Source organism: Sphingobacterium puteale (assembly GCF_050986225.1).
GTDB classification, from domain to species: Bacteria; Bacteroidota; Bacteroidia; order Sphingobacteriales; family Sphingobacteriaceae; genus Sphingobacterium; species Sphingobacterium puteale.
This window is the reverse complement of the sequence record NZ_CP158959.1, coordinates 5,278,748-5,291,967: the sequence shown is the minus strand read 5'-3', so window position 1 is coordinate 5,291,967 and position 13,220 is coordinate 5,278,748. Positions and strand designations below refer to the sequence as shown.

The window sequence follows — 13,220 nt, the reverse complement described above, 5'->3', positions numbered from 1 at the left end:
TTCGGTGAGGGGCTGTCCACTTTTGGGCAGCCCCTTTATTATTTCAGATTAAAGGTATTCTGATGGCGTGCCTTTTCAATTGGTCGCGGCTCCTAGGTTTGGCTGCTTCGGCTATAATAAGGCATTAAGTTCGGTACATAACTGTTCGATAACGGATTTTTTGGCATTTTGAAGCGAATTTCAACTCAATTGAACTAAAATCGAACACCCCAATCTCGCTTCAAAGCTACTTTTGTCTTAAATCCAATCCATTGTTGGGCGAAATTATTCACTTGTTTCTTTAGAAAATTTGCGCGCTATTTTCGTGAGGAATCGAGAACACCAATTATAAACAAGAGTCTATGAATTCAAATTGAGAAGAGTATCCATCGGACATTCTGGCATTGCTAGGTTGATTCCAGAAGCACTTAGAAAATTACAAACTAACCAAATCAATTATTAAATAAATCATGTTAAATCATTACTATAACAGATGTTCAAAAAAAGGTCTTTTGTTGAATAGTCTTTTTTTGATTGCCATGTCCAGTTATGGGCAGAGTGCAAATGTCAAGGGGGTTATTAAAGATAGCTCTGGGAAGGGAATTGCAGGTGTTACCATTAGGGTGAAAGGGGAGGCGGAAACAGTTCAAACCAATACTCAGGGAAATTTTTCCATTCAGGTATCTCCTGGCAGCACTTTAATTATCACATCCGTTGGCTTTCAGGAGAAGCAAATTACAGTAGGGCAACAAGCCAATTTAGACATTGCACTTGTGCCAGTTGAAAATGTCTTGGAAGAGCTTGTTGTGGTGGGCTATGGTAGTCAGAAGCGATCGGATATAACCGGTTCGGTTGCTTCAGTTCCCAAGGACCGACTTTCGAAGATCCCTGTGAATAATGTGATGCAAGCAATTCAGGGTGCCGTGTCCAATGTGACGGTTTCTCAAGCATCATCGATTCCGGGCGATGCACCGTCGGTGCAGGTAAGAGGGAGAAACTCAATCAGCGCGACCACGGAGCCCTTTGTTGTTGTGGATGGAATTCCACTGACAAAAACAGATGGTTCTATCAATGATATCAATCCCAATGATATTGAATCAGTCGAAATACTTAAAGATCCTTCCGCAGTGGCTATCTATGGTGTAAATGGCTCGAACGGTGTTATATTGATTACAACAAAGAGAGGAACAACAGGTAAGCCGTCAATTCGTTACAGTGGCTATGGCGGTATAGAGAATGTAGCGCATATTCTTGAACCGGTATCTGGCGAAGAACTGTTAAAACGTTATGCGGAATATGCACGGATTACCAACACAAGTTTATACAATGGCGGTCCCGTGCGTAATCAATACGAATACGACAATTATAAAAATGGTATAACGACAGATTGGCTGGATGCGGTGATGCAGACGGGCGTTATACAAAATCACAACGTAAGTCTGTCCGGTGGAAGTGAAAATGCCAAGTATTTTGTGTCGGGCGATTATTTAAATGAAAAAGGAGTCTTGCTGGGGTACAATTACAAACGTTACTCCTTCCGGACGAATACCGATTTCAAGGCTACCAAATACCTATCTGTGGGTACGTCTTCATTTATTGTTGCACACAATAGAGATGGCGGCCGGGCTAATCTGTTGCAAGCCGCGGCAATGAGTCCCTATGCTAGAATGTATAACGAAGATGGTTCTTTGACCCAATATCCGATGTACTCAGAACAATTATGGTCCAATCCTTTACTGCCGACGACCTTAGATCCACAACGCCGACAATTTAATATCTCACTGAATGGCTATGCCGAGCTAAATTTTGGTGAATTATATAAGCCATTAGCTGGACTGAAATATAAATTGAATGCGGGTTATTCTTTTGTACCGGTCAGGAACAATGAATATGAAGGCGAATCGGTCTATAATTTTGCTGGTCTCGGACGTATGACCAATAATGAAACACAGACCTATACATTAGAGAATATATTGACTTATGCCAAAGACTTTGGTAAGCACCATATTGACTTCACGGGGTTATATGCGGCGAAAAGCAAATATTGGCAACAGGCGATTGCGACGGGCGAAGTATTTCCCAATGATGCACTTGGTTGGGGTAATTTAGGGGCGGCATCCACCCAAAAGGTTTCTTCGACGGCGGATTTATACCGTACCATCTCACAAATGGGCCGCTTAAATTATGCTTATGATAGCCGCTATATGTTGACCCTGACCGTTCGTCGAGATGGTGCATCTGTTTTCGGTAGAAACAATAAATATGGTGCTTTTCCATCGGCAGCTGCGGCTTGGAATATCCATAATGAATCCTTTATGCAGAATACCAAGCATATTGTCAGCAGTTTAAAATGGCGGGTTTCTTATGGTCTTTCTGGAAATGAAGCTATTCCTGTTTATCGCACCCAATTTTTAATGGACTCAAACCCCATGGCAATGAATGGCCTGTCGAATACTGCCTTAACTATTAGAACCTTGATGGGCAATTATGATTTGCAATGGGAAAAAACAAAGGGTCTCAATACCGGTGTTGACTTTGGACTATTAAATAATCGGATTTCCGGTAGTATAGATATGTACAAATCCAGTACCTATGATCTGCTCCTGACCCAGGGATTACCTAAGCTAACAGGTTTTGCGACAGTGTATTCGAATATTGGTAAAATTGAGAATAAGGGTATCGACTTGACCTTAAATACCAAAAATATTGTTAAGGACAATTTTAACTGGTCCAGTACGCTGGTCTTCTCCCGTAATAAAAATAAGATCACTGAAGTATATGGCAACGGTAAAGACGACCTGGGCAATAGGTGGTTTATAGGCCAACCTCTAGGGGTCATCTATGATTATACCAAGGTAGGTATCTGGCAGGAAGATGAGATTGCGTCTGGAGCGAACAAGGGTTGGGATGATGCTGCGCAAGCGGGCGATCTTAAATTGGCAGATCTAAATGCTGATGGTAAAATTGATGACGGCGATCGATCTGTTCTCGGACAGACTGCGCCAAAATGGACCGCAGGTCTGACCAATACATTTAGCTACAAAGCATTTACACTCAATGTTTTTATCAATACAGTCCAAGGTGCATTGCGTAATAATCCACAAATCGGCGGTGCTTCGGATGAGATGGGGCGTCGCAGCACACCTGCAGCACTGGGATATTGGACACCAGAAAATAAAAGTAACGAATGGCGCTCTTTGGGTAACCACTCCAATATCCATGGCTACGGCTTCCCATCAAATGCAAGTTTCACTCGTTTGAAAGATATAACCTTAAGTTACACCATGCCACAACAGCTTGTTGAAAAAATAGGAGTCCAAGGCTTAACTATTTATGCAAGTGGTCGCAATTTGTATACATGGACCAATTGGTTGGGCTGGGATCCTGAAGCAAGGGATATTACACGCGGATCCACAAATGACGCAATAAACTACCCAATGGTGAGGACGTATGTTTTGGGGATTAACCTTAGCTTTTAACGCTCATCCATCATTTTTCAAAATCAATTACATACACATGAAAAAGACGATAAACAATTATACCACCTTATTCTCCATGTTGGCTTTGTTATCCGTAGGAGCAAGCTCTTGTGGTAAAGGTTATTTGGACGAAAAACCTTATTCAAGTTACGATGCAACAAATGTTGATCCGACAACAGTTGAAAACAGGCTGTTGGGCTTACATTACAATTTCGCTCAGCTTTGGGGTTACAGTGGCCGGCAAGGATTTCTTTCCTGTTGGCAGATTGGGACGGATATTACGAGTGCTGGATCGACCGAGGGTGTCGAAAATCCTTTTTACCAATATGCCGATTTGAATTCAGAAAATGGAGGCGTAAGTTTTTTATGGGAAAAATGTTATGCATTTATTAATAATGCCAATCTTGTTATTGACGGCGTGGGGGATAGCAACGCAAAAGCGTCTGCCGAAGCACGATTTTTTCGCGCATATGCCTATAATATGCTGGTTACATTGTGGGGAGATGTACCTCTGTTGACCAGTTCAATTAAGGTGCCTACATTTAATTATACACGAAACGCTGTTGCTGAAATCGACAAGGTTATCGCTGATGATTTGAATTATGCCGTTAAAGAGCTCCCCGATCTTGCTACAGCGAGCACACCTAGCCGAATCAATAAGGATATGGCGAGACAGCTCGCTGCAGAGGCTTTTTTACGTATTGGTATGCGTGACGCAAGCTATTTCGCACAAGCTGAAACGATGGCAACCGCTATTATCAATGGAGGTAACTATAAGTTGATTGAGGCACGTTATGGAAAATACCTGGCCGAAGGTGGTGATTACTTTAGGGATATGTTTCGTCAGGGAAACATGCGCCGTAGACAGGGGAATACCGAAGCCATCTGGACTTTTGAGTTGGAGTATAACCGAGAGGTCAATGGCGGTACGATTGACAACCCACAACAACGTCGGGTATGGCAGCCTGCTTACCACAAATGGGATGGTATGGTCAATGCCGATTCGCTGGGCGGAAGAGGAAATGGCCGTTTAAGGTTAAGTAATTTTATGAAGTATACGGTATGGAAAGGGCTAAAAGGCGATATCCGCAATAGCAATTTTAATATACGGAGGACAACCAATTATAATCGTCCAAATTTCAGTACAGAAATTGGTATCGACGCGGATGGATATCGCGTAGCAAAAGGTACAGGATCTAAAAATATCATTATCAAAACAGGGGATAAGGTAGTCCCTTTCCGTACCGATAGTTTGGAAGTCTGGTATCCATTTCCAACAAAATGGGGCGGTTATGATCCACTGGATGATTTTGGTTATGCCCTGGTAAAAGATTGGCCTGTTATGAGATTCGGAGAAACTTATTTGTTGCGTGCAGAAGCTCGATTGCGGCAGGGCAATACAGTTGGTGCTGCCGAGGATATCAATAAACTACGGGATCGTTCATTTAAAGTGGCGCGTGCAGAGTCGGGCAATAATCAATTAGGAAAAGTGGCGGCAAGTGAGTTAACGATTGATTTTATCCTAGATGAACGCGCCCGCGAGCTGATAGCAGAAGAAAACCGTCGAATGACTTTAGTCAGAATGAATAAGCTTAAAGAACGGATTTTACGCAATGGGGACACGGGTCCTGCAAATAAGATAACGGCTGGTTTTCAGGATTATAATGTTTTACTGCCTATTCCATTAAGTGAGATTCAACTGAATAATAAAGACGGCGACAATCTAAAGCAAAATCTGGGGTATAAATAATCTTCATCAGGATATTGTTTGGTCAATGTGATCCGATTTTTTACAAATAGGCTTAAGGATAAGCTTATTTGTAAAAAATCGCTCTTCCAGATCCGTTTGGGCGAAGGGCTTTGGCCGTGTTTTGGACCTTGGGTATGTCTGGAGAGTGGTCTTCCAATGTTGAAATGGATATTGGCGAACTAAACTGTGGTATGCACCGATATTCTCGAAGAGCCTGCCGATTATATGGTAGCCAAAGCGATCCTGAAGTTTGAAGACTTTACCAAGACTAAGCTAGTGACTTTGGTTCGCGAAGGTAACGACTTGAAAGTAACTAGTTTGGTCAATTCGTATAAATAAGCGCATCTCAAAATAAATATATAAATGTTGTTGCGCCACGTCCCAGGATGTGGCTTTTTACGTCAAAAGGGCCTGATTCTCATCAGACCCTTTCTCTTAGCGTTTTTTTGTACAGCAATTTTTATGTTTCCTATCGTTTCCTCTTTTTTGTTTCGGCATCCAATGTTTTTAAAGACAATTGGATTTTCACTGTACGGCGCCAATTTTTATGTTGATCCTTTCTCTCGAAAGGTAGCTTGTAGCCGTTTTGTATAATAAGAACAATAGCCGATTTGAAATAGTTTTATTGGACTGATTTTTTTTTGAAAAAGCTCCAGCGCTAAGGTCTATTGTGCTATAGTTTGAAATTAAACAGAAAGCAAATATTATCCTGTGCAAAGATCAAAGCGCTCAGAAAAGCTTTATCACAAATGAAGAAAGACATCGACATCCAATTTTTTGTACAAAAACGAACCATTTCTGAACAAATCAATACCATAGCGGTAGCCTGCCATGGCTAATTTTGTACCATATCCCAATAAATCAGTTTTGTTGAAACAACACCAATATAGGATAAACTATAGAAGGGGCTGACACAATGGGATTACAATAACCAATAACCAGTAGACTTGAAAATATGTTCAAATACGAAACAATAAACAAACGGATAATCTCAAATTGGATAATAAAAATTTATTTAACGCTTTTATTGTGCACTTCTGCATCGCTTGGCTTTTCTCAAAAAAATAAAGGGAAAAGCAATGCGAAGAACTCCGGGTATACCTTATTAAAGCCGAAATACGATGGTCATTCAGTCTTGCGTAACCCATTAAATGGTTGGGTAATGTATGCTCCCCGTAATGCCGATGAAACGTATTGGGATATCGAATATTTTGTGCCGGCATTGGGTAAAAAGGTAAAGGTCATCGATTATGCTTCGGCATGTTATGTACGCACGAGCTGGTCTTCGCTGAATCCCAGTGAAGGTGTTTATGCTTGGGATGATCCAAATTCCAGAATAGGAAAGCTCCTAAAAGGCGCGCAAAAGAGAGGGCTGCCCATAGCGCTCCGTATTGTGGTAGATGGCCGCGACCAGGGACAAAATACACCCAAATTTGTGTTTGACCTTGGAGCCAAATATTATTTGGAAAATGAAAATCATCCCGATAGACAAACACCTTATCCGCAGGATCCGGTTTTTAGAAAATACTATGCCAAATTTATCACAGCTTTGGCCAAGGAATTTAATGATCCTGAAAAGACCTCCTTTATTGATGCCTATGGCTTGGGAAAATGGGGCGAAGCACATTATGTTGTCTATGAAGATCCTAAAATGGCAACGCCCGAAAATACCGAAAAAATAAAGGAGGAAACCCTGGACTGGGTGACCAGTTTATATGCTAACACATTTACAAAAGTTCCTTTGGTTATCAACTACCATCGTCTAGTCGGTCATCCCGAAAGTTGGGGAGCAGTCAACCCGAACAGTGAACGCTTATTGGATAAAGCTATTGATAAGGGGTATAGCCTTCGCCACGATGCTTTTGGCATGACTGGCTATTACCAGAATTGGGAAAAGGATTTTGCCAGGAAATGGAATTTTAAGCGTCCTATCATTATGGAAGGAGGCTGGATTATCGCTCCAGGTAAGCACCGCTATTGGACAGACCCCAGTGGGAAATATAGAGAAGGTCATGATGAGGATGTGAGGAAAGGTGAGTTCGACCTGTCGGCCGAAGCCCATGTCAATATGATGGACTTTAGAGCGGGTGGAGAAACTGAATCCTGGTTTAAGTCCTTTGATTTGGTTCAACGGTTTATTACAGAAGGAGGTTACCGTGTATATCCAGACCAAATCAGCCTGCCACAAGATATCAAGCGGGGTAAGGTAGCCCTAATTTCCCATCGTTGGCAGAATATGGGCTGGGGCTATTTACCTAATAATATTCCACAATGGAACTACAAATACAAAGTTGCTTTTGCGTTGTTAGATGCCAAAGGGAATGTCAAAAAGATTATTGTAGATCGTCAGAGTGAGCCGTCTGCTTGGTTGAAAGGTGCTGCTGCGAGTTATAAAATAAATGCAAAAGTAGATCTACCTGCAGGAATTTACAGCTGGGCCGTCGCCATTGTCGATACGACCAGGGAAAATAAGCCGGCAATTCAACTTGCTCTTGATGGAGATTTAACGGCTCAGGGTTGGACAAAGCTGTCGGAATTGCAGGTAAAATAGAAAATTTTATTAAGAACTAACACCTATTATGATAAAGCTGATCAATCTATCTTTGATATTGTCTCTTTTTTTTAGTCTGATAACCTCCAACCTTGTTGCACAGCAAAATATGGCCAATGTGTATGGTAGGCGAGCTCAATCCTTAAATGGAAAGTGGGATGCTATTGTAGACTTATACGACCAGGGAAGAAAAAACCAAATCTACCTGAATAAAAAAGCCGAAAACAAGACTGATTTTTATGAATACGCTTTCGAGAATGGTCTCCGTTTAAATGTACCTTCAGATTGGAACAGTCAAATTCCTGAACTTAAATATTACGAAGGTACCATCTGGTATGGGCGTAAGTTCGATGTAGTGAAAGAAAATAACAAAAGGTTGTTCTTGTATTTCGCTGCGGTAAGTTACCGTTGTCGCATATATCTCAATGGACAAGAGATAGCACAACACGAAGGTGGTTTTACTCCCTTTCAGATTGAAATAACGGATGCAGCTAAAGAAAACGATAATTTTTTGGCAGTTGAGGTAAATAATAGCCGGCAAGTTGATGCCATTCCGGCAATGGCCTTTGATTGGTGGAACTATGGTGGTATCACCCGAGATGTCTTTTTGGTAACCACGCCAAAAGTTTTTATCGATGATTATTTTGTTCAATTGGACAAAACCAAAGCAGATAAAATCAATGCGAAGGTCAAACTTTCGGAAAAGATGGCCAATTCCTCGGTAACTATCGAAATACCGGAACTACAACTAAAACAAACGCTTAAAACAGATGCCCAGGGAGAAGTAAAAACTTCTTTCCTATCAAGAGAAATCAAACGTTGGTCGCCTACTGCTCCTAAACTGTATAACGTGAAGATTTCAACGCACGATGATCAAATAGAAGAGGAAATAGGTTTTCGAAATATTTGGGTTAAAGGGGAAGATATCTTCCTGAATGGCGAAGCTATTTTTCTCAAGTCCATTTCATTTCATGAGGAAATACCGCAACGCAAAGGTCGTGCTTTTTCACAGGCCGATGCAGTGATGCTGCTTTCAGAAGCGAAAGCTTTGGGCTGTAATATGATTCGCTTGGCGCATTATCCACAAAATGAATATATCGTGAGAATGGCCGAAAAAATGGGTTTCTTGTTGTGGGAAGAAATTCCCATTTGGCAGGGCATCGATTTTGAAAATGAATCGACCAAAGAGAAAGCCGGTAAAATGATGCGGGAAATGGTTGCTCGAGACAAAAATCGTTGCGCACTCGCTTTTTGGGGGGTAGCCAATGAAACCCAACCGTCCGAGCCTAGAAATGCTTTTATCAGGCATTTGATTGCTACATGCAGAGCCATTGACACGACCAGGCTTATAACCGCTGCTTTTGATCTTGTTCGTTTCAATAAGGAAAAGGAAACCTTTGTTATGGATGATCCTTTTACGAAAGAATTGGACGTCGTAGCTGTCAACAAATATTTAGGCTGGTACCATTCCTGGCCAGTTTCTCCTGATAAAGCAGTATGGGATGTGGCAAAAGGCCAGCCTTTAATTATTTCTGAATTTGGGGGCGAGGCGCTGTATGGCAAAACGGGCGAAAAGGATGTCGTCAGTTCATGGAGTGAAGATTACCAAGAGACTTTGTACAAAAACAACCTCGAAATGTTTAAGCATATTCCAAACCTGCGCGGAACTTCACCCTGGGTGCTATTTGATTTCCGTTCGCCGTTCCGTTTTCATCCGACCAACCAAGATGGCTGGAACCGCAAAGGATTGATCTCAGACCAAGGCTACCGAAAGAAAGCCTGGTTTCTGATGAAGCATTATTATGATAATAAATAAGATTTCAATTCCGAAAACGAGCTTAAAGAGGAGCATCACATAGACACTATTTTTTCGATGCCTACAAAAATAATATACCGAAAAGAATGAAAGCACATAAACTATCGAAACACAAAATGGATGAATACAGGACAAGCATCTATAAATACTTTAAAATGATGTGCCTAACGGGGCTTTTCCTGCAGGCAGCCTTGTTAAAGGCTCAAGATGCTATCGATTTATCAGGCACTTGGGGGTTTCAGACGGACGTGATGGATTTCCGTAGAGGCTCGCTGTCCCCCCGCTATAACCATCTTTTGCAAGAAACAATTAAGCTTCCCGGTATTACCGATGATTATCAGATAGGATATAAAAATTCCTATAAATATATTGACCGTCTGACCCGAAAATACGAATATATGGGACCGGCATGGTACCAACGTGATATCGATATTCCTGCTGACTGGAAGGGAAAAAAAATATTCCTATACTTTGAACGGACCCACTGGTTGAGTTCAGTTTTTGTAGATACCAAGGAAGTTAGCAGTATCGATTATGTAAGTGTGCCCCACAACCACGATCTGAGCTCATTTGTAAAGCCGGGAAAGAAGCATCGAATGACCATTTGTATCGATAACCGGTTTCAGTATAACACCCATAAATGGAACCATGCGCATACTGAATTTACACAGATTAACTGGAACGGTATTCTAGGAGAAATAAAACTGCTGGCCATAGACCCAGTTTATCTGGAAGATCTTCAGGTATATCCAAATATAGCCGATCAGTCCATAAAAGTAAAATTACGAGTAAATAATGCGACCAAAAAACAGGTAAAGGGCAAAGTGTCTTTCGTCATCGAGGGAACAAACTACAGCCTTAAGGATGAAGTTGCACTGGTAAGTACCGATTCGGTGAACTTCGTAGAGACCACTATTCCATTAGGTAAGCATATCAAATTGTGGGATGAGTTTAACCCAAACCTCTATCGTATAAATTGTCAACTGAATACCTCTGACGGCAAAAACAGCTATCGGCATGAAAAGGCTACCACCTTTGGTATGCGTGAAGTAAAACAAGGAAAAAACCATGTACTGCTCAATAATCGTCCCATCCATCTAAGAGGCAATGTAGAAAATGCAGTGTTTCCAAAAACAGGCCATGCTCCGCTCGACGATGCCTCTTGGGAACGAATCATGGTGCTGATGAAGACGTATGGCATGAACCATTTACGATTCCATTCATGGTGCCCGCCGGCGGCGGCCTTTCGCATGGCAGACAAACATGGGATATATTTTGAGGTGGAAATGCCTATGTGGGGGAAAGATGCCGAACCCGACGAGTCTAGATATAACTTCTTCCGCCGTGAAATTAAAGCTATTTTGAAAGAATACGGCAACCATCCTTCGTTTGTTCTGTACTGCAACGGCAATGAAATTACAGGGAACTTCGACTTTATTGAGGAACTTACCGCCGAAGGCAGAAAAGCTGATCCTCGTCATCTTTATAGCGGTTCTACTGCACGGACAAGGGTTAAATCAGATCAATATTACGTATCCCAGCAAACCAACAAAGGGGCTGTAAAGGTTTACGAAGGTCAACCGGGTACTGATTGGGACAAGAATGCGGAATCTGATGTAGATGTGCCCGTCATTTCACACGAGTCAGGGCAACGTTGTATTTATCCAAACTTTGATGAAATAAAGAAATATGCCAACAGTCCCGTAGAGGCCCGCAATTTTGAAGTATTTAGCGATCTATTACAAAAAAATGGCATGTTGGACCAAGCAAAGGATTTCTTCAGAGCATCTGGTGCGTTGACCGTGCTGGAGTACAAAGCCGTGATCGAAGCCCTGTTGCGATCAGGTAAATCTGCCGGATTTCAGCTTTTGTCGATGAATGACTTTCCGGGACAAGGGTACGCGCCCGTGGGGATCTTCGATCCTTTCTGGGATTCGAAAGGATTGGTTACAGCAGAAAAATTCAGCGAGTTTTGCGCGCCAACGGTCGCTCTATTGCGCTACGATAAAAGCAGTTTTTTCAACACAGAAACATTTAGGGGTAAAGCCGAGGTATATAACTTTAGCAATTCTGCACTTGAAAATGCGAAAATTAAATGGTGGTTGACCGATACCGCTGGCAACGTATTGAAAAAGGGAACGCTGAAAAAGCAAACCATTGCCAACGAAAATGTATCGCCGGTAGGTGAATTTGAGATTCCCCTAAAAAACATCAGCACTCAAAAAGTTACGGTTCATCTTGCGGTGAACGATAGCATTAAAAATAGCTGGGACATTTGGGTATATCCAAAGCATCAACATCTGATGCAGTCTACAGCTAATGTATTGTACACCGATGTCTACGATGATGTTGCCAAAAGGCAGTTGGCCCAGGGTAAAACCGTGGTTCTTTATCCTTCTCCAGACCAGGTTAAAGGCCGAAAGTCACTGTTTCACAATCATTTTTGGAACCCCATTATGTTTGCATGGGCACCGATGACCATCGGCAACCTGGTCCATCATAAGCAGGCCATGTTTAAGGATTTTCTTACTTCATACCATACCGATTGGCAATGGTGGGATATCCTGAACCATGCGAAAGTAATCGAAATGCAACATGCACCACAACAACTGCGTCCCTTTATACAGGTCATCGACAGCTACGACAACAACCAGAAATTGGGTATTGGTTTCGAAGCCAAACTGCACGGCGGTAAACTGCTGGTACTGGCATTGGACACCAAAAATGATATGGATAACCGTCCCGCTACCCAACAATTGTTGTACAGTATCGATAATTATGTAAAAAGTGAGAAATTCTCGCCGCAAGTGGCCGTTGATGAGACCTTTATTCAATCATTTTTAGAGAAATAAGAAAGATTTACACAATGGTAAGAACAATGATATTATCTATGATGACTCTTTTTTTAAGTCAGAACCTCATGGCACAGGAAACTAGATTAGAAGAGAAAGCGTCTGTAAACCAGGTTTATAATAAGGCTGTCGAGGCGGAAAATGCATTATCTTTTAATGATTTGGACATCGAATCGGGCTATGTACTTTATCAGACCGAGATAAACACTGATGCCGAAAGCGAAGAGCTGGAATTGGAAAATGTACGCGATTATGCCGTGGTCTATGTCGACGGTAAGGTACAGGGTAGCCTGACAGATAAGAGTAAAAAACTAGCCATCAAAACACATCCAGGCAAACACTTGCTTCAATTTTATGTCGAGAATATTGGTCGGATCACTTACGGACCAGAAATTACAGATAATTCAAAAGGGCTTTTTGGCACCATTACTTTAGACGGAAACGACCTTCAAGACTGGAAAATGATCCCCTTAACGGTGCGTAATTATCCACTGAAGGATTTGGTTTTTGAACAAAGATCAGCAGCTAATGACAGCCCAGGTTTTTACAAAGGTCAGTTCGAACACAATCTGTCCGGAAACAAGTATCTTAATATGACAGGATGGGGAATGGGCGAGGTCTGGTTAAATCAAAAATATTTGGGATCTTACTGGGAGGAAGAAAAACAGCAGTCGATATTAATTCCTTCGGAGGATTTAATACCCGGAAAAAATGAACTTGTAATCTTCGAACTCAAAAATAATCAGCAAAAGAAGATAAGTTTGTCCCCAACGCCTGTTTTTAAGTAAATTGG

Annotated in this window: 7 protein-coding genes; all 7 read left to right on the top strand. The window is 41.8% G+C overall.

Annotated features, from left to right (window positions below):
- The first annotated feature begins 494 nt into the window (after nucleotides 1-494).
- Nucleotides 495-3,458, top strand: coding sequence for a SusC/RagA family TonB-linked outer membrane protein (locus tag ABTV71_RS22250; RefSeq protein WP_433901130.1), 2,964 nt, complete (start codon nucleotides 495-497; stop codon nucleotides 3,456-3,458).
- Between the two features lie 37 nt (nucleotides 3,459-3,495).
- Complete coding sequence (locus tag ABTV71_RS22245) at nucleotides 3,496-5,208, top strand: RagB/SusD family nutrient uptake outer membrane protein (RefSeq protein ID WP_121126402.1); 1,713 nt, start codon at nucleotides 3,496-3,498, stop codon at nucleotides 5,206-5,208.
- Between the two features lie 186 nt (nucleotides 5,209-5,394).
- Nucleotides 5,395-5,547: a hypothetical protein gene (locus ABTV71_RS22240; RefSeq protein WP_183078807.1), complete on the top strand. Its 153-nt coding sequence runs from the start codon at nucleotides 5,395-5,397 to the stop codon at nucleotides 5,545-5,547.
- An 823-nt stretch (nucleotides 5,548-6,370) separates the two neighbouring features.
- On the top strand, nucleotides 6,371-7,759 hold the full coding sequence (locus tag ABTV71_RS22235; RefSeq protein WP_433901129.1) for a DUF4832 domain-containing protein: 1,389 nt from the start codon (nucleotides 6,371-6,373) through the stop codon (nucleotides 7,757-7,759).
- Between the two features lie 28 nt (nucleotides 7,760-7,787).
- On the top strand, nucleotides 7,788-9,575 hold the full coding sequence (locus ABTV71_RS22230; RefSeq protein ID WP_433901128.1) for a glycoside hydrolase family 2 protein: 1,788 nt from the start codon (nucleotides 7,788-7,790) through the stop codon (nucleotides 9,573-9,575).
- A gap of 86 nt (nucleotides 9,576-9,661) precedes the next feature.
- Nucleotides 9,662-12,427, top strand: coding sequence for a sugar-binding domain-containing protein (locus ABTV71_RS22225; RefSeq protein ID WP_433901127.1), 2,766 nt, complete (start codon nucleotides 9,662-9,664; stop codon nucleotides 12,425-12,427).
- Between the two features lie 38 nt (nucleotides 12,428-12,465).
- Entirely contained in the window at nucleotides 12,466-13,215 is a 750-nt protein-coding gene (locus ABTV71_RS22220; protein ID WP_433901126.1) for a hypothetical protein, read from the top strand.
- Nucleotides 13,216-13,220 lie beyond the last annotated feature (5 nt).